Origin of the sequence: Bacillus sp. SDLI1 (genome assembly GCF_001553895.1) — a bacterium.
Taxonomy (GTDB): Bacteria; Bacillota; Bacilli; order Bacillales; family Bacillaceae; genus Bacillus; species Bacillus siamensis.
This window is the reverse complement of the sequence record NZ_CP013950.1, coordinates 3,150,474-3,168,842: the sequence shown is the minus strand read 5'-3', so window position 1 is coordinate 3,168,842 and position 18,369 is coordinate 3,150,474. Positions and strand designations below refer to the sequence as shown.

Sequence of the window (18,369 nt, the reverse complement as noted above, 5' to 3'; positions counted from 1 at the left end):
CTTGAAACCAGCTCAGCTTCCGGACCGCGTGCTTTTGTTTGACGGCGTCTGCAACTTATGCAACGGCGCCGTTCAATTCATCATTAAACGCGATCCGGCCGGCCTAATCTCATTTGCATCATTGCAATCAGATACCGCCCGGGAGCTTTTGGCATCAGAAGGACTTCCGACAGAACAATTTGACAGCATGATTTTTATCGAAAACGGGCGGATCTACAAAAAATCCGCAGCCGTATTAAAGGCTGCCCGGCATCTCTCCGGGGCCTGGCGGCTGTCAGCGGTTTTTTTCGCAGTGCCCCGCCCTCTCAGGGACAGAGCTTATTCTTTCATCGCCCGGCGCCGTTATAAATGGTTCGGAAAGAAGGAAGCATGCATGCTCCCCTCCCCTGAGATCAAAAACCGATTTCTATCCTAATAAAAATGGCTAGCTTACACAGGTAAGCTAGCCATTATGCTATTATAAAGCTTGATAAAGATGTACAAAATACCGATAACAAAAGTAAACCAAAACAGAATCTCAAGCAATATGAAACCGATCAGCGAAACGACCGAGAGCGTTGAATAGATTCTGTACACCATGAAGATCAAATAAACGAGCGTGACAACGGCAAAAAACGCCGCAATCCAGAAACCATTCTGCACAAGCGCAAAGGAAAGAATTCCGCCGCCTACATAAATTAAAGAGCCTAATCTGATTTTTTTCAGGTTTTCCCCTTCAGGGTCATTTGTGAAAAACAATAGAGACAGCTCTGTCACTGTGTTTGCAATCAGCTTCAAAGCCGAAAAAAGCATAAAATACACAAGGGCGAACGCTGCAAAAAGCGCCAGTCTGATCCCTTTCTCAGAGAAATAATCCAGCATTCCCTGATACATGCCGAGCGTCTGAAGCATCTTCATGACATAAAGCGAGGTAGATATGGATAATGATGAACTGAAAAGCAGAATCGCAACGAGCGGAAAATAACCCGTCCAATAAGTATTTTTCATTTAAAAAGTCCCTTTCTGTAATCTACTTCACTTATTATGGAGGACTTAAAACACATTGACAAGATAAAAAATTCCATTTTTCCTCACTTTTACGAAATAAGAGCCCGATCTTCACAAACCGGCTTTTTCGGAGTAAAGTAGAACGCGGGAATGATAAACGTAAGGAAGGCTGTCATGAAAAAAACATTAAAATTGCAAACCCGATTAACGATATTCGTCTGTATTGTCGTTCTTATCGCACTTTGTATCACCTTTTTTACCATCAGCGTCCAGACCGCAGACCGCGTGAAAGAAGAAGAACGGACAACCGCCCTGCGCACCGCAAAGCTGGTCGCGGAAACACCGAGTGTCGCGCAGGCATTGCAAACAAGAAAAGGGCTGAAAGAGCTCCGGGACTATACACTGGATGTCCAGCATACGACAGGAACCGAATTTGTCGTGGTGATGGATATGAACAGCATCCGTCTCACCCACCCCGACGCAAATAAAATCGGTAAGAAATTCACCGGCGGAGACGAGCAGCCGGCGATGCACGGCCATATCAAAACGAGCACATCAGCGGGAACGCTCGGGAAATCCATGAGAGCCTTCGTTCCGATCTACGGAAAAGATAAAAAACAAGTGGGCGTCGTTTCGGTCGGAATTTCGCTTAACAAAATACAGGATGTCGTCAGCCACAGTTTGAGACCGCTTTATTTCATTATCTGCGTAAGTATTTTTGTCGGTGTCATAGGAGCCGTTATTGTCGCCCGCACCGTTAAAAACATTATGTACGGTCTTGAGCCTTATGAAATTGCCACTTTGCTGGAAGAGCGGAGCGCCATGCTCGAATCCACGAAGGAAGGCATCCTCGCGGTTGACGCGCGGGGAAAAATTAAGCTTGCCAATGCCGAAGCGAAACGCCTCTTTATTAAAATGGGTATTCCGACTAATCCGGTCGATCAAGATGTGAACGATATTCTTCCGAAAAGCCGGCTGAAGCAGGTGATTGAAACGAAAAAACCGCTTCAGGACAGAGATATCCGCATTAACGGACTTGAGCTTGTTTTTAATGAGGTTCCGATTCATCTGAAGGGACAAACCGTCGGAGCGATCGCCACTTTCAGGGACAAAACGGAGGTCAAACATTTAGCAGAACAGCTGTCCGGTGTTAAAATGTATGCAAACGCATTAAGAGCACAGTCCCATGAATTCATGAATAAGCTTCATGTCATTTTAGGACTTGTCCAGTTAAAAGAATATGATGATCTCGGCACTTATATTAAGGATATCGCCATTCAGCAGAAGACGGAAACAAGCGAGATTATCAGCGACGTCAAAAGTCCGGTTCTTGCAGGGTTTCTACTAGGAAAACAAAGCTATATACGCGAACAGGGCGCTGACCTGGACATTCAGCTCGGCAGCATGATTCCGAATGCGGCGGATCCCGCCGTCATCCATGAGCTCATTACGATTATCGGAAATCTGCTGAACAATGCGCTTGACGCGGTGGCGCAGATGCCGAAAAAAAACATTACGTGTTCGATGCGGTTTCAGGACCGACTGCTTGATATAGAAATTACGGACACCGGGGCCGGGATGTCCGCCGAAGACCAAACCCGTATATTTGAACAAGGCTATTCCACGAAAGGGACAAACCGGGGATTCGGTCTCTATTTTACCCAGCAGGCAACAGAAAATTTAAAAGGCCACATGATTGTGACAAGTGAAAAGAATGAAGGAACGACTTTCAGTCTTCGCATTCCGTATGAACCGAAGGAGGAAAATGATGATTAATGTACTCATAGTTGAAGACGACCCCATGGTGGGTGAATTAAATAAACGCTATCTCAGCCAGATTGAAGGCTTTCAGCTGAAAGGGATCGCTTCATCCTTTCAAAGCGCGCTGCACGTGTTAGGCGAGCATCATATCGACCTCATCCTCCTTGACATTTATATGCCGGGAAAAAACGGTCTTGAGCTTTTAACGGAAATCCGCAAACAAAATGAATCGGTCGATGTCATCGTCATTTCAGCCGCAAGCGAGCTGGATGTCATCAAAAAAACACTTCGGTACGGCGCCGTCGATTATTTAATCAAACCATTTGAGTTTGACCGCTTTCAAACCGCCCTTTCCGACTACAGACGCAAGCAGAAGGTTTATCAATCACACAGAAGCATGACACAGAAAGAATTAGATGCGGAGCTTTTTCAAAAGAAAGTAGCGGCGGAAAAGGTCCACCTTCCGAAAGGACTGACAAAAAGCACGCTTAAACTCATCTGGGCGAGCATCGAATCTTTCGGCGACAGCTCTTTTACTACGGAAGACCTCGCCAAGCATACTGAAATCTCGCAAGTCTCCATCCGGAAATACCTTAAATTTCTTGAAGACATTCAAGTGCTGAACGTAGAAATGGCGTACGGCACGATCGGCAGACCCGTCTTTCAATACCATATCAACACCGGCAATGTCAGCACCATAAAACAATATTTATAATGTCAAAAAGCGCCGTTCCGCCGTGAACGGTGCTTTTTACTGTCATATCCCCTGACAAAAGGCTTGAGATTCCGTTTTGATATGCTATATAAGAATAATGACCCGAGGGAGCCGCCGGTGATTTATCCAAATGAGGAAGTAGATTCATAATATTGATATTTTTTTAAAAATAAGCAAATTTCTATTTATTTATGCCGGGTAAAATGATAAATTATGATTGGTTAGCTGATCTTTTCAGATATGACATAAGTCCCGGACTAACATGAGAGAGCCGCTCGAAGCGGGAAAAAGAGAGACGTCTCATCACTATTATCAGAAAGTTTTTTCGATTCTGTATCCTGTCGGCGGCTCAAGTCTGAAAAAACGGCATCATCCATATTTTACAGGGGGGTTATATCTTTGAAAAAACGCAAAATCGGAATGGCGGTTGCGCTCATTGCAGCGGCCGGAACCCTATTAAGCGCATGCGGTTCGAGTGACAAAGCAAACGGCTCCGGCAGCAAAAACTTTACCGTCGGCATGGTCACGGATATCGGCGGGGTCGATGACAAATCATTTAACCAGTCCGCCTGGGAAGGCATTCAGGCATTCGGAAAAGACAAGGGGCTTACAAAAGGCAAAAGCGGGTTTGACTATCTCCAATCAAAATCAGATGCAGATTACACAACGAACTTAAATAAATTAGCACGGGAACACTTTGACCTGATTTACGGCGTCGGGTACCTGATGCAGGATTCCATCAGCGAAATCGCCGATCAGCGCAAAGACACAAATTTTGCGATTATTGACGCCGTTGTCAAAAAAGACAACGTAGCGAGCCTTACATTTAAAGAGCAGGAAGGTTCATTCCTCGCGGGAGTAGCGGCTGCGTTATCGAGCAAAACGGGAAAAGTCGGATTTGTGGGCGGAATGGAGTCTGAATTGATCAAAAAATTCGAAATCGGCTTCCGCGCCGGTGTACAAGCAGCAAATCCGAAAGCGGCCGTCGAAGTGAAATATGCGGGCGGATTTGACAAAGCCGATGTCGGCAAAGCGACGGCTGAAAGCATGTACAAATCAGGCGTTGACGTCATTTATCACGCGGCCGGCGCAACGGGTACGGGCGTCTTCACGGAAGCCAAAAACCTTAAAAAAGAAGATCCGAAACGCAACGTATGGGTCATCGGCGTTGATAAAGACCAGTATGCGGAAGGTCAAGTTGAAGGCACAAAAGACAATGTCACGCTCACATCAATGGTCAAAAAAGTGGATACAGCCGTGAAGGACTTAACGAAAAAAGCAAGTGACGGCAAATTCCCGGGCGGCAAAACATTAACTTACGGATTGGCACAGGATGCAGTCGGCATCTCCGATCACAAGGAAAACCTTTCTGACGATGTCATCAAAGCAACAGACGATTGGAAGAAGAAAATCGCGGACGGACTCGAGGTCCCTTCAACTGAAAAGGAATTGAAATCCTTCAAGGCTGAGTAAGAATCAGGGGATAAGGAGACTTTCGTGCTTATCCCCTCTCTTTTTTGGAAAGAGCGGTGAAGGAAGAGCTGCATCTCTTGCAGCTTTTCTTTTGCCAAGCTTTTTCATCAAAGCATCTCTGAAAAGGAGCGTCAAATCGGTGGATTATATCATTGAAATGCTTAATATACGCAAAGAGTTTCCCGGAATCGTTGCCAATGATGACGTCACGCTTCAAGTGAAAAAAGGTGAAATACACGCCCTGCTCGGGGAAAACGGCGCGGGGAAGTCGACACTCATGAACGTTTTATTCGGCCTGTATCAGCCGGAAAAAGGAGAAATCCGGGTGCGGGGTGAACGTGTTCACATCAACAGCCCGAACAAAGCCAACGATCTCGGCATCGGAATGGTGCACCAGCATTTTATGCTTGTGGATACCTTTACCGTCTCAGAAAATATTATTCTCGGAAAAGAGCCGAAAACATTAGGACGGATTGACAGACAGCGCGCCGCACGGGACGTACGCGATATTTCCGACCGTTACGGCCTGCAGATTGATCCTGAAGCTAAAGTTGTCGATATTTCTGTCGGTATGCAGCAGCGGGCGGAAATATTAAAGACCCTCTACCGGGGCGCGGACATTCTCATTTTTGACGAGCCGACCGCGGTTCTGACCCCGCACGAAATTCAAGAACTGATTCAGATTATGAAAAACCTGGTCAATGAAGGAAAATCCATTATCCTCATCACCCACAAATTAAAAGAAATCATGGAAGTCTGCGACCGTGTCACCATCATCCGGAAAGGAAAAGGCATTACAACACTCGATGTCGCACATACGGATCAGGATGAACTGGCAAGCCTTATGGTCGGACGCGCAGTTTCATTCAAGACGGATAAACAGCCGGCTGAACCGAAACAGGAGGTGCTTTCGCTTTCTGATGTAACGGTGAAAGACGCGCGCGGAGTTGAGGCGGTCAAACAGCTCTCCCTCTCTGTCAGAGCCGGTGAAATCGTCGGCATTGCGGGCGTTGACGGCAACGGCCAATCTGAATTAATCGAAGCCATTACAGGTCTCAGAAAAACACATGCCGGCACGATCACGTTAAATGGCAAACAGCTGCAAAACATGCCGCCGCGGAAAGTCACTGAAGCAGGAATCGGGCATATCCCCCAGGACAGGCATAAACATGGACTCGTTCTGGATTTTCCGATCGGAGAAAATATCGTCCTGCAAAGTTATTATCAAAAGCCCTACTCTTCTTTCGGCATATTAAATAAACACGCGATTTATGACAAAGCGCGAAGCCTGATTGAAGAATACGACGTCAGAACGCCTGATGAATATACGCCCGCGCGCGCACTCTCGGGAGGAAATCAGCAAAAGGCCATTATCGGCCGGGAAGTGGACAGAAATCCTGATCTATTAATTGCCGCCCAGCCGACGCGGGGGCTTGATGTCGGCGCGATTGAATTCGTCCATAAAAAGCTCATTGAGCAGCGTGACGCCGGTAAAGCTGTGCTGCTGTTGTCTTTTGAGCTTGATGAAATCATGAATCTCAGCGATCGCATCGCCGTCATCTTTGAAGGCAGCATCATCGCAAACGTCAATCCGCCGGAAACAGACGAGCAGGAGCTTGGTCTTTTAATGGCGGGAAGTAAGCAAATGGAGGCAGGGAACATACATGATTAATCGACTTTCTCATCTGGCTGTGCCGCTGATTGCCATCATTCTTGGCCTGGCTGCGGGTGCGGTCATCATGCTTGCCAGCGGCTACAATGTCGCAAGCGGGTATTCCGCTCTTTGGAACGGCATTTTCGGTGAAATGTATTACCTCGGGGAAACGATCCGGCAGATTACGCCTTATATTTTATCCGGATTGGCCGTGGCGTTCGCATTTCGGACCGGCCTGTTCAATATCGGTGTTGAAGGACAGCTCCTTGTCGGCTGGACGGCCGCGGTTTGGGTCGGGACTTCCTTTGACGCTCCCGCTTACATCCACCTCCCGCTTTCGTTATTGGCGGCTGCTGCCGCGGGAGGCATTTGGGGGCTGATTCCCGGATTTTTAAAAGCCCGTTTTTTTGTTCACGAAGTGATTGTCACGATCATGATGAATTATATTGCTCTTCATTTAACCAATTACCTCATATCCGATGTCATGACGGACCACAGGGACAAAACAGACAAAATCCATGAAAGCGCGTCGCTCCGCTCTCCGTTTTTAGAGCAGCTGACAGACTACTCCCGCCTTCATTGGGGGATACTGATCGCTCTGTTTGCGGCAGTCTTCATGTGGTTTATCATTCATAAAACAAAAAGCGGATTCGAGTTTCGGGCTGTCGGCTTTAATCAGCACGCGGCACAATACGCCGGGATGAGCATCAGAAAAAATATGATGTATGCCATGATGATTTCCGGCGCCTTCGCGGGGCTTGCCGGCGCGATGGAAGGACTCGGAACCTTTCAATACGCGGCGGTTAAAGGCGCATTTACCGGAGTCGGCTTCGACGGCATCGCGGTTGCGCTTCTAGGGGGCAGCACGGCAATCGGCGTGGTTCTTGCGGCCTGTCTTCTCGGCGGCCTTAAAGTCGGCGCCTTAAATATGCCGATTGAATCCGGTGTGCCTTCTGAAGTCGTTGACATCGTCATCGCCATTATTATTTTGTTTGTGGCATCAAGCTACGCCATCCGGCTCATCCTTGATAAATTGAAGAAAAAGGGGGCGAAGTAAGTGGACTTCCTCCAGATTTTATCCATTATTGTCCCGGCCACACTCGTTTATGCGGCTCCGCTTATTTTAACCGCTCTCGGCGGCGTGTTTTCTGAAAGATCAGGGGTTGTCAACATCGGTCTGGAAGGCCTGATGATTATCGGTGCCTTTACAAGCGTCATGTTCAACTTATTTTTCGGACGTGAGCTCGGCGCCGCTACCCCGTGGCTCGCCCTGGCTGCGGCTATGATTGCCGGCGGGCTGTTCTCGCTGATTCACGCTGCTGCCGCGGTTTCTTTCCGCGCCGATCAGACGGTAACCGGGGTGGCGATCAATATGCTCGCGTTAGGAGCGACGCTGTTTATCGTTAAGCTGATATACGGCAAGGCGCAGACTGATAAAATCCCGGAGCCCTTTTACAAAACGAACATTCCGGGGTTAAGCGATATTCCGGTTTTAGGAAAGATCTTCTTTTCTGACGTATATTATACTTCGATTCTAGCCATCGTACTGGCCTTTGTTTCTTGGTTTATTTTATTCAAAACACCGTTCGGCCTTCGCATCCGTTCTGTCGGGGAACACCCGATGGCGGCAGATACGATGGGAATCAACGTGTTCGCCATGCGCTATATCGGCGTCATGATCAGCGGGCTGTTCGGCGGGCTCGGCGGCGGTGTATATGCTTCCACGATCGCGCTTGATTTCACGCACTCCACCATTTCCGGACAAGGCTTTATCGCTCTTGCCGCGCTTGTTTTCGGCAAATGGCATCCGATCGGCGCGCTCGGGGCTGCGCTGTTCTTCGGATTTGCGCAGAGTTTGAGCATTATCGGCTCGCTTTTGCCCCTGTTCAAAGACATTCCGAATGTATACATGCTGATGGCTCCTTACATTCTGACCATTCTCGCGCTTGCCGGCTTCATCGGCCGCGCGGATGCGCCTAAAGCCAACGGCATCCCTTATATTAAAGGAAAACGCTGATCATTATACAAAAAGAGTTCCGCGCCCTGATGCCGGAACTCTTTTCATCTATTGACGATTCTGATATATTCACGCCGCTGAAACGGCTTTTGCATTGATTCAGCCGCACTCAGCTTGTCGTGCGCGTATTCTGTCCCGAGAAAAAAACACTCCCATTCATCTGCCTCCGTCTCCTGCCTCCCTTTGCAGAAATCGTCCGCTATGAATGTTCCTGCGATAATAGAACAAAATATTCCAATACAGGCTGCCGCCTTTCTTTTCATCTGACCAGCTCCTTTTGTAAAGCTTGATCTGAAAGCTAAATGTATATACAAAGATCCGGATATTTGATAAATTTATTTTAGGTTCAAAAGACCACAAAAACATAGAGAGGAATACATTATGCCATAGCAGGGTAAAAAAAAGTGCGATATAATTTGTACTGGGTCCTATGACCGTGAATTGATTTTTCACTCTTACATAAAGCAGTTGCTTGATGAAAAACAAGCAAAGGAGGTCTTCTGTTGCAGCTGTTACATTTCGCGATTTTGGCGCCTTTTTTATTTGCATTTATCGTTCCCTTTCTTTATAAACGGGTAAAACAAGTCCATACAGGCTGGTTTGTGCTGATATTGCCCGTTGTGCTGTTTGTTTACTTTATCAGCAAGCTCCCGCTGACAATGGCGGGAGAAACCGTCCGGTATGCGGCCGAATGGATTCCTTCCCTCGGCATTAACTATACCGTTTATATTGACGGACTCGGGCTGTTATTCGCTTTATTGATTACGGGCATCGGCTCTCTGGTGACACTTTACAGTATTTTTTACTTATCGAAAGACAAAGAAAAGCTCGGCCCCTTTTACGTGTACCTGCTGATGTTTATGGGCGCGATGCTCGGCGTTGTGCTCGTCGATAACGTCATTGTGCTTTATATGTTCTGGGAGCTGACAAGCCTGTCATCCTTCTTATTAATCGGGTATTGGCATAAGCGGGAGAAATCACGCTACGGTGCGGAAAAATCACTGCTGATTACCGTCGGCGGCGGACTGTGCATGCTCGGCGGCTTTATCCTGCTGTATCTGATGACGGACTCATCCAGTATCAGGGAAATGGTCAACCAGGTGCATATTATCGCCGGCCATCCGTTCTTTATTCCGGCAATGGTTCTCCTGTTATTGGGGGCCTTTACGAAATCAGCGCAGTTTCCGTTTTACATCTGGCTTCCTGATGCCATGGAAGCCCCGACTCCTGTCAGCGCCTATCTGCACTCGGCAACAATGGTGAAAGCGGGCATTTATCTGATTGCCAGATTCAGTCCGGTTTTTGCATTTTCACCTGTCTGGTTTTGGACGGTTGCCTCAGTCGGTCTGATCACGATGGTATGGGCTTCCTTCAACGCGATTAAACAAACCGATTTAAAAGCGATTCTGGCTTTTTCCACAGTCAGCCAGCTCGGTATGATTGTATCAATGCTCGGCGCAGGAGCCGCCGCGCTTCATTATCAGCATTCGGAGTATTTCACGGCGGCTGTGACCGCGGCTGTGTTTCACTTAATTAACCATGCTACTTTTAAAGGAAGTTTATTTATGGCGGTCGGCATTATCGACCATGAAACGGGAACGAGGGATATCCGCAGGCTCGGCGGACTGATGGCGCTCATGCCGATAACGTTTACCGTTTCATTGATCGGAACGTTTTCCATGGCCGGCCTCCCTCCTTTTAACGGCTTCTTAAGTAAAGAAATGTTCTTTACCAGTATGCTGCGGATTGCTCATGCAGATATTTTCAGTCTTGATACGTGGGGCATGCTGTTCCCCGTTCTCGCATGGATCGGCAGCGTCTTCACGTTTATCTACAGCATGAAGCTGTTTTTCAGAACGTTCAGTGGCGCGCGCAAAACGGATCAGCTTGAAAAGACGCCGCATGAAGCTCCGCTCGGCATGCTGATTTCGCCGGTGATTCTTGCCGCTTGCGCCGTCAGTCTGTTTTTCGCACCGAATGTTTTGTCCTACAGCCTGATTGAACCGGCGATGAATTCCATTTATCCGGCTCTGTTAACCGGCGGAGATACATTCCATGTCCACATTTCCCAGTGGCACGGGGTGACGGCTGAGGTCTTGATGACCGTCGGCATTATCATTGTCGGCACGATCGGTTACGTGTCTCTGTCTAAATGGGAGCGGGTATACGGTCTGTTTCCGAAAAAACTGACGCTGAATCGGCTTTACAATGCGGTGACGGGCAGTATGGAAAAAAGATCTTACCAGCTGACGTCATCTTATATGACCGGATTTTTGCGGGATTATCTGCTGTATATTTTTGCGGCGTTTATCATTCTCATCGGAGCGGCGTTCGTGATGAAAGGCGGCTTTTCCATGACAACAAAAGGAATGGCTGAGATCGGTCTGTATGAAATCGTGCTGTCGCTCGTTATGGTGAGCGCAACGATTGCGACTGTGTTCGCCAAATCGCGGCTGACGGCCATTATCGCACTCGGAGTTGTCGGGTATACGCTCGCTCTGTTTTTCGTGATTTTCAGAGCGCCCGATCTGGCGCTTACGCAGCTTGTCATTGAGACGATATCCGTCGCCTTGTTTCTTCTTTGTTTTTATCATCTGCCGAAAATGCGGCGGAAAAAGAAGACCAGAACATTCCGGCTGACGAATTTTATCATTTCTCTCGGTGTCGGCGTCATCGTGACAATGCTCGGAATCGCGTCTTCCAGCGAAAAAACAAAAGACAGTATCGCCTCTTTTTTCACGGCTTACAGCCATAAGCTTGGCGGAGGCAATAATATCGTCAACGTCATCCTCGTTGATTTCAGGGGATTTGACACGATGTTTGAAATCACGGTGCTGTCGATTGCCGCACTCGGCATTTACGGCATGATCAGAACGAAAGTAAAAGAGGAGGGAGAAGAGCGTTGAGACAGCAAAAAACAAACGACATCATCCTTCAGACGGCAACGAAACTTGTATCTTTTATCATTCTGCTTTTCTCTTTCTATTTATTTTTATCGGGGCATAACGCTCCCGGCGGAGGATTTGTCGGCGGGCTGATTACATCTTCGGCCATTGTGCTTTTGCTTTTGGCCTTTGATTTAAAAACCGTCAAGTCGATTTTGCCCGTCAATTTTATTTATGTAGCGGGCGCGGGTCTGCTTATCGCGATTGCAACGGGTGCAGGTTCGTTCTTATTCGGAGCGCCCTTTCTCACCCATACATTCGGCCATTTTCATCTCCCGGTGCTCGGAAATACGGAGCTTGCGACGGCCACTTTGTTTGATTTAGGTGTGTATCTCGTTGTTGTCGGCGTGACGATGACCATTATTCAAACGATTGGAGAGGAAGAATAGTGGAAATCTTAATGTCTGTCATTGCCGGTATTTTGTTTATGGCGGCAACCTACCTGCTGCTTTCTAAAAGTCTTTTGCGCGTGATTATCGGCACCGCGCTTTTAAGCCACGGCGTCCATTTGCTGCTTCTGACCATGGGCGGACTGAAAAAAGGCGCCCCTCCCATACTGGGCGGAAAAAGCACATCGTTTGTCGATCCGCTGCCGCAGGCACTCATACTGACGGCGATCGTTATTTCGTTCGGCGTCACGTCCTTCTTGCTTGTGATGGCGTTTCGCGCCTATCAGGAACTGAAAACGGACGATATGGATCGAATGAGGGGAAATGATCAACATGAATAACTTTGTGATATTGCCTATTCTGGTGCCGCTGCTTTGCGCAGTGCTGCTGATTTTTATGAACAGGCACGTGATGCTGATGCGGATATTCAGCACTGCCGCTTCCTGTGTCTCCATCGCCATCAGCGCCGTTCTCGTTCAGACGGTTTTTACACACGGTATTCAGACGCTGACACTCGGCGGCTGGAAAGCGCCGTACGGCATTGTGCTTGCCGCTGACCAGCTCGCCGCACTGCTTGTTTTGACAACCGCCATAATCGGGCTGCTCGTCATTTTGTACTCCTTCCGCTCTATCGGAGAAAAACGGGAGCGCGCTTTCTATTATTCAGGGGTGCAGTTTCTTCTGGCGGGTGTAAGCGGAGCGTTTTTGACGGGTGACCTGTTCAACATGTACGTCTTTTTTGAGCTTCTGCTTATCGCATCCTACATGCTGATCGTGCTTGGCGGAACGAAAATTCAATTAAGAGAATCATTGAAGTATATCGTGTTTAACATTGTGTCATCCGCGTTTTTTGTCATCGGTGTCGGTTACTTATATGCGGTGACGGGGACGCTGAATATGGCTGATTTAAGCGTGAAAATCAGCGAATCGGGCCAGACCGGGCTGATAAGTGTCATCGGCGTCCTGTTTCTCGTCGTTTTCGGTTTAAAGGGCGGGATATTCCCGCTGTATTTCTGGATGCCGGGCTCTTATTACGCCCCGCCGGCTGCGATTTCGGCCTTATTCGGATCTCTTTTGACGAAAGTCGGCCTGTACGCCATTTTGAGAGTATTCACCCTGATTTTCATTCACGATGCAGGCTTTACCCACCAATTGATGATGTGGCTTGCGATGCTGACGGTGTTATTCGGCGTAATCGGGTCTATCGCCTTTTCGGATGTCATGAAAATCGTCATCTATAATATTATTACAGCCGTCGGCGTGATTTTATTCGGCATCGCCATGAACACCCCGGCCTCCATTCAAGGAGCGGTTTATTACTTGATTCACGATATGCTGATTAAAGGAGCGCTGTTTATGCTGGCGGGAACGCTTATCACGCTGACCGGCACGGCCAGTCTGCATAAAATGAGCGGCCTGATCACCCGTTATCCCGTTTTGGGCTGGATGTTCTTTATCTCCGCCATATCTTTGGCCGGCATCCCGCCATTCAGCGGATTTGTGGGCAAGCTGAAGATTGCTGAAGGCGGTTTTGATCAGGGGGAAACATTGTTTTCCGTATTGATTCTCTTGTCGAGCCTGCTTGTGCTGTATTCCGTGCTGAAGGTTTTTACGACGGCTTTTTGGGGAGAAGAAAAAGAAATCCCTGGCGCGGGCGGACGGTCCGCAAAAGGGCTTCTTTATCCGGCAGCCGCTTTTCTCCTTTTGTCGCTTCTGTTCGGGCTCGGAACCGAATGGGTTTCACCGTATGTCAATCAGACGGCTGAGAATCTGCTGAATCCGGAAAAATACATTGAAGCTGTTTTGAAGGAGTAGATGGCATGGCTTTGCAACTATTATTAAATGTTCTTCTCGCTGTTTGCTGGATGTTTCTCACAAACAGCCTCAGCGCGGCGGGATTTGTTACCGGATTTATCGCGGGCTTGGCGGCGCTGTTTTTTTTCCGGCGCTTCTTCTCGCGCCCGTTTTACATTTGGAAAATATGGTCGGTCATCAGACTGATGCTGATCTTTATAAAAGAATTATATCTGGCCAATGTCAGCGTGCTGAAAACCGTTATTTCGCCGAAGATGAACATCCGCCCGGGCATTTTCGCGTTTAAGACGGAACTGACGGAGGATTGGGAGATCACACTGCTCTCACTGTTAATCACTCTGACACCGGGTACGCTTGTGATGGATATCTCCGATGACCGGTCGATTCTCTATATACACGCCATGGACATTGAGGATGCGGAGAAAGCGATTCATGACATCCGCGTCTCTTTTGAGAAAGCCATTCAGGAGGTGAGCCGCTGATGTTTACGTTTATTCTGCAATTATCACTCGGCATTATGGCGGTTTCGACTCTTCTGTACGTCATTCGAGTCATTAAAGGGCCTACGATACCGGACCGGGTCGTCGCGCTTGATGGGATCGGCATCAATCTGATTGCCATGACCGCGCTCGTATCCATCCTCTTAAGAACAACGGCCTTTTTGGACATCATTCTGCTGCTCGGCATTTTATCATTTATCGGCACGATTGCCTTCGCTAAGTTTTTGGAGAAAGGAGAGATTATCGAAAATGATCGAAATCGTTAAATGGGCCGTCGCCGTTTGTATTCTGATGGGATCGCTGATCTGCCTGGTCGCATCTTTCGGCACACTCAGACTTCCTGACATGTATACACGCGCCCACGCCTCTTCAAAAGGCTCGACACTCGGCGTTAATTTGGTATTGCTCGGGGTGTTAGGTTACTTGTGGATGCTGACCGGAGAAATTTCCGTAAAAATACTGCTCGGCATCATTTTTATCCTGCTGACGGCGCCGGTCGGGGCGCACCTCATATGCAGAGCCGCGTATAACTCGGGAACGGCGCTTGATAAACGCAGCGTTCAAGATGATTATAAAGGGATCAGAAACTTTGTGATCAAACGAAAAGAAGATTCATATTTGTAAAAACAAACAGCCGGACGATTCAGGGTTCCGGCTGTTTGTTTATTTTGTTATAACAGCCAGCGTGCAGCGGGACACACAGATCAGTCTTTCTCTTTCATCGAAAATGTTAATCCCGTACACAATGGTTGTCCTGCCCGTGTGAACGGGTTCCGCAATCGCCGTGACCGTACCGCCCTCTTTCACGGATTTTAAATGATTGGCATTAATCTCAAGCCCGACACACGCCTGTTTCGACTGGTCGATAAAATGCTGGGCGCCGATGCTTGCAACAGTCTCCGCCAGCGCTGCGGAGGCGCCTCCGTGCAGATATCCGAAAGGCTGCACCGTCCTCTTATCCACCGGCATAACCGCGACGCATCTCCCCGCCGTGTTTTCAGTGATTTCAATGCCGAGTGCGCCGAGCAATGTATGATTCAGATTCATAGATCATTCTCCTTTCAAAGTTTATAGTACATTATCTGACTTGGCGATCAGCACCGCTTCAGTGCGGGAGCCGACATTCAGCTTATTAAAAATGGATGTCAGGCTGTATTCAATCGACCGCTTGCTTAAGTGAAGCGCATCGGCGATTTCCTGATTGGTCAAACCTTTTTCGACCTCTTGGAGAATATGGCGCTCTCTCGGAGTTAACCGATCCTGCTCACTTTGAGGGGAAGAAGACGTTTTTGTTTTTTGCTGGGTCATCAGCTGTTTGAAATAGGAGAAATCAACTAAAATCTGTCCGTTGAGCACGTGATATATGTATTGCATGATTTTCTCTTTAGATTCGGTTTTGCTGATGGCGCCATGCAGGCCCGCGCGAATGGATTCTTCAAAATAATCTTCAACTTCATAGCCTGTGTAGACAATGATTTTACAGAGAGGATTCTCTTTTAAGATTTTCTTGGAAAGCTCTATGCCGCTGAGGTCATCACCCAGATTTAAATCCATTAATATGAGATCGTAAGCTGAAAAATCATGCCGGAGAACGAACTGTTCACTGGCATCGGGACTGAGGCAATCGACAGAAAGATTCGTGTCCGTTTCCAGAATCGTCTTGGTGCCCTCCATGACAGCCGGATGATCATCAATCACTAGTATCTTTTTCATGGTTTCCTCCCTTTTACTCATTCATTTCCATTTTATTAAAAAGACTTGGCTTCTGCCAAGTCGATTTGGTGATAAATTGGTTACAATTCCATTTCAATATCCGCTTTAAAACCATTTCCTTCACTTGTGTCGATTTTCATCCGGCCGTCAAGCGCCCGGACGCGCTCCTTAATGCCCGAAAGCCCCATGCTCATCGACTGTCCGCCGCCTTCTTCCTGATTGCACCCGACCCCGTCATCTTCATAATGCAGAATCACTTTATTTTGAATGCTGATCAGCATAATCAGCACCTCATTGGCCTGTGAATGCTTCATGGCATTCGAAAGAAATTCCTGAATGATGCGGTACAAATTCAGCTGCGTATCCAAATCCAGCGCCGCCGTAAACCGTCCCGTATTCAGACGGATATGAAACGGCGCACGCTCCTGCTGCTGCGCGGCAAGCTTGGATACCGCCTTGACCAGACCCAAATCATACAGCAGCTGAGGCCGAAGCTCATGGCACGTCTCCCGGGTCATCAAAATGACATCCGACATCTGCTCATTCATCTGATGAAGCTTGTCCTGCACCTCTAACTGGCAAGGCTCTTCTCTTTTAAAATCAGCCAGAAACAGCTCACACTGACGCTTCAAAGAAATCAAATCCTGCAGCACCGAATCATGCAGATCACGGGCCAGATCCGACCGCTGCTTTTCCTCGATCGTAAACATCAGCTTTTTGAGCCAGACCGGGTTTGAGCCTTGTTGTTTCAGGTCTTGTAAATGATTCATGAGTTCTTCGATCTGCAATATGTTTTCCATCGAAACACTTGTATAAAAAGACAATGTCTTTAACCAAGATATCTCATCTCTTGTCAGCCTCGGGGTATTAATGCTGGATAAACAGAGCAGAATGTATGAATTGGCGCCTCTTTCTCCGATCTTCATCAGAAAACCTTGATTTACTTCAATAATCTTCCCAATCTCTGATGTAACTTTATCAAATTCTTTTTTATACGGCTGCCAGTTCGGTTCGCTGTTCTGTTTATCAAAATACAGAATATCTCCGTCAGAACTGATTTCAAAGATATATGCCTTACTGACAGGCAACACATCTAATATCGTCTTTTTAAGATTCATAAACACTTGGTTTAAAGCTGACACACTTTTAAGAAGCTGTGTATATTTATAAATGCTGTCTTGATAATTATATTTTTCTGAAAAACGTTTCAGGCGGAATTTGTAGTCTAATACCTCCTTAATATAAAATACCGCCAAGAAAATTAAAAAAACAAATACAGTGATCTGAATAATATTGAAGTTATTTCCCTTGCTGTCGAATAATATATTCAGCCATACAACTCCAATAGTCGGAATAATGGAAAGGAAACCATAGTATCTAATTCTGCCCAACAGGAAGTCTATATCGTAGATTTTGTTGACCACGAATTGATAGACTAAAGCTAATGGAATAATTATTAAAAATGGTGCCGTAACTATAGCAGAATAAATATACTGTCCGAACAACACCTCAGGTATAATATAAAATACTGTAAACGGAAAAAAGGCTATGGTATTAGATATAAGTAACACTTTCAGCAAATAAAAGTGATCCTTTTTTCGGTAGACTAGTCCATAAAAAATAATGGCTGTATAGACGACCATCATTTCCAAGAAAAATGTTACTAAATTAATATTCGTAACAAGTTGGAATGCAAAATGCTTCTGGAATATCTCGATTATTATATTAATAACCGGCAATATATAGAGAGTAGACACAACATAACCAGCTGAAAATTTCAATTTTAATTCTTTAAAGTATTGATACAAAAAGTGAAAGTATAATACAGGTACGTTCAAAAATGTAAAAAGGTTAATATATCTGTTTATTTCATATCCTCTAGTTACTCCACCTGCGCTTAAATATGCAATGGATGTACACAATAAAAAAATAATCAAAATATAGGCTGAATAAGTATCTTTTACTCTGTTAACTTTATAAATATAAAAAATGCATAACATGCTTAAAGCAAATAATATGCATGGGATAATATAGATAAAAAAACTATAAGAGCTATTTAAGGAAATAAACTCAGTATTATGTAGGTCTATTTTACGATTACCCCTTATTATTTTCATATGTTCAGCTTTCGCTAGATATTGACCTCTTATATTCTCTTCTGTCGGTGTTTTTCCGCTTATTTCAATTATCCTGTCTCCCTCTTTTAAGCCCATATATTTACCATACGTAGACTTGGAGAGTTTTACAACCTGCAATTCATGGTTATTGTTTTCAACCACATAGGTTCCTACCAAAATTCCGTTTTGAGTAAAATATATAATATGAGCGACGTAAAAGAGACTGACGAATAACAATACAATCGAAAAATTTCTAATGAATTTTTTCAATAGATCTCACTCT

19 protein-coding genes are annotated in these 18,369 nt (G+C 46.5%); 14 read left to right on the top strand and 5 right to left on the bottom strand.

Annotation, left to right across the window (positions count from 1 at the left end; translation table 11 throughout):
* Position 1 precedes the first annotated feature (1 nt).
* The gene (locus AUL54_RS15405) at positions 2 to 415 is read left to right on the top strand and encodes a thiol-disulfide oxidoreductase DCC family protein (RefSeq protein ID WP_060964435.1); all 414 of its coding nucleotides are present in this window, start codon (positions 2 to 4) and stop codon (positions 413 to 415) included.
* A 14-nt stretch (positions 416 to 429) separates the two neighbouring features.
* Here the strand turns inward: AUL54_RS15405 and AUL54_RS15400 are convergent, their stop codons facing one another.
* Entirely contained in the window at positions 430 to 987 is a 558-nt protein-coding gene (locus AUL54_RS15400) for a YufK family protein (RefSeq protein ID WP_045925838.1), read from the bottom strand.
* A gap of 174 nt (positions 988 to 1,161) precedes the next feature.
* Between AUL54_RS15400 and malK the strand changes: the two genes are divergently transcribed.
* From malK to nupQ, 6 genes are all read left to right on the top strand, one after another.
* On the top strand, positions 1,162 to 2,763 hold the full coding sequence (gene malK, locus AUL54_RS15395; RefSeq protein ID WP_060964434.1) for a malate sensor histidine kinase MalK: 1,602 nt from the start codon (positions 1,162 to 1,164) through the stop codon (positions 2,761 to 2,763).
* The gene (locus AUL54_RS15390; RefSeq protein ID WP_060964433.1) at positions 2,756 to 3,463 is read left to right on the top strand and encodes a response regulator; all 708 of its coding nucleotides are present in this window, start codon (positions 2,756 to 2,758) and stop codon (positions 3,461 to 3,463) included. Before malK ends, AUL54_RS15390 begins: the two co-directional genes overlap by 8 nt.
* A 399-nt stretch (positions 3,464 to 3,862) precedes the next feature.
* The gene (locus tag AUL54_RS15385; protein ID WP_060964432.1) at positions 3,863 to 4,936 is read left to right on the top strand and encodes a BMP family lipoprotein; all 1,074 of its coding nucleotides are present in this window, start codon (positions 3,863 to 3,865) and stop codon (positions 4,934 to 4,936) included.
* Positions 4,937 to 5,075: 139 nt separating this feature from the next.
* On the top strand, positions 5,076 to 6,608 hold the full coding sequence (locus AUL54_RS15380) for an ABC transporter ATP-binding protein (protein ID WP_060964431.1): 1,533 nt from the start codon (positions 5,076 to 5,078) through the stop codon (positions 6,606 to 6,608).
* On the top strand, positions 6,601 to 7,647 hold the full coding sequence (locus tag AUL54_RS15375) for an ABC transporter permease (RefSeq protein ID WP_060964430.1): 1,047 nt from the start codon (positions 6,601 to 6,603) through the stop codon (positions 7,645 to 7,647). Before AUL54_RS15380 ends, AUL54_RS15375 begins: the two co-directional genes overlap by 8 nt.
* Entirely contained in the window at positions 7,648 to 8,607 is a 960-nt protein-coding gene (gene nupQ / locus AUL54_RS15370) for a guanosine ABC transporter permease NupQ (protein WP_060964429.1), read from the top strand.
* A gap of 44 nt (positions 8,608 to 8,651) precedes the next feature.
* Here nupQ and AUL54_RS15365 read toward each other — a convergent pair whose 3' ends face one another.
* Complete coding sequence (locus AUL54_RS15365) at positions 8,652 to 8,870, bottom strand: hypothetical protein (RefSeq protein ID WP_060964428.1); 219 nt, start codon at positions 8,868 to 8,870, stop codon at positions 8,652 to 8,654.
* Between the two features lie 240 nt (positions 8,871 to 9,110).
* Here AUL54_RS15365 and AUL54_RS15360 point away from each other — a divergent pair, with 240 nt between their 5' ends.
* From AUL54_RS15360 to mnhG, 7 genes are read left to right on the top strand one after another with little or no spacing between them, the layout of a single operon-like run.
* On the top strand, positions 9,111 to 11,513 hold the full coding sequence (locus AUL54_RS15360; protein ID WP_060964427.1) for a Na+/H+ antiporter subunit A: 2,403 nt from the start codon (positions 9,111 to 9,113) through the stop codon (positions 11,511 to 11,513).
* Positions 11,510 to 11,941 carry a Na(+)/H(+) antiporter subunit B gene (locus AUL54_RS15355; protein WP_007613424.1) on the top strand — a complete coding sequence of 144 codons (432 nt, stop codon included), beginning with the start codon at positions 11,510 to 11,512 and terminating at the stop codon, positions 11,939 to 11,941. The genes AUL54_RS15360 and AUL54_RS15355 overlap by 4 nt, the downstream gene beginning before the upstream one ends.
* Positions 11,941 to 12,282: a Na(+)/H(+) antiporter subunit C gene (locus tag AUL54_RS15350; RefSeq protein ID WP_003152063.1), complete on the top strand. Its 342-nt coding sequence runs from the start codon at positions 11,941 to 11,943 to the stop codon at positions 12,280 to 12,282. Before AUL54_RS15355 ends, AUL54_RS15350 begins: the two co-directional genes overlap by 1 nt.
* Positions 12,275 to 13,756, top strand: a complete 1,482-nt coding sequence (locus AUL54_RS15345; RefSeq protein WP_060964426.1) for a Na+/H+ antiporter subunit D — start codon at positions 12,275 to 12,277, stop codon at positions 13,754 to 13,756. Before AUL54_RS15350 ends, AUL54_RS15345 begins: the two co-directional genes overlap by 8 nt.
* 5 nt (positions 13,757 to 13,761) lie before the next feature.
* Positions 13,762 to 14,238: a Na+/H+ antiporter subunit E gene (locus AUL54_RS15340; protein ID WP_060964425.1), complete on the top strand. Its 477-nt coding sequence runs from the start codon at positions 13,762 to 13,764 to the stop codon at positions 14,236 to 14,238.
* Positions 14,238 to 14,522, top strand: a complete 285-nt coding sequence (locus tag AUL54_RS15335) for a Na(+)/H(+) antiporter subunit F1 (protein ID WP_016938120.1) — start codon at positions 14,238 to 14,240, stop codon at positions 14,520 to 14,522. The genes AUL54_RS15340 and AUL54_RS15335 overlap by 1 nt, the downstream gene beginning before the upstream one ends.
* The gene (gene mnhG / locus AUL54_RS15330; protein WP_060964424.1) at positions 14,506 to 14,880 is read left to right on the top strand and encodes a monovalent cation/H(+) antiporter subunit G; all 375 of its coding nucleotides are present in this window, start codon (positions 14,506 to 14,508) and stop codon (positions 14,878 to 14,880) included. The genes AUL54_RS15335 and mnhG overlap by 17 nt, the downstream gene beginning before the upstream one ends.
* A 39-nt stretch (positions 14,881 to 14,919) precedes the next feature.
* Here mnhG and AUL54_RS15325 read toward each other — a convergent pair whose 3' ends face one another.
* The 3 genes from AUL54_RS15325 to AUL54_RS15315 all read right to left on the bottom strand — a co-directional run bounded on the left by AUL54_RS15325 (position 14,920) and on the right by AUL54_RS15315 (position 18,356).
* Complete coding sequence (locus AUL54_RS15325; RefSeq protein WP_060964423.1) at positions 14,920 to 15,303, bottom strand: hotdog fold thioesterase; 384 nt, start codon at positions 15,301 to 15,303, stop codon at positions 14,920 to 14,922.
* Positions 15,304 to 15,324: 21 nt separating this feature from the next.
* Entirely contained in the window at positions 15,325 to 15,969 is a 645-nt protein-coding gene (locus AUL54_RS15320; RefSeq protein ID WP_016938117.1) for a two-component system response regulator ComA, read from the bottom strand.
* A gap of 80 nt (positions 15,970 to 16,049) precedes the next feature.
* Complete coding sequence (locus AUL54_RS15315) at positions 16,050 to 18,356, bottom strand: sensor histidine kinase (protein WP_060964422.1); 2,307 nt, start codon at positions 18,354 to 18,356, stop codon at positions 16,050 to 16,052.
* Between the last annotated feature and the right edge of the window lie 13 nt (positions 18,357 to 18,369).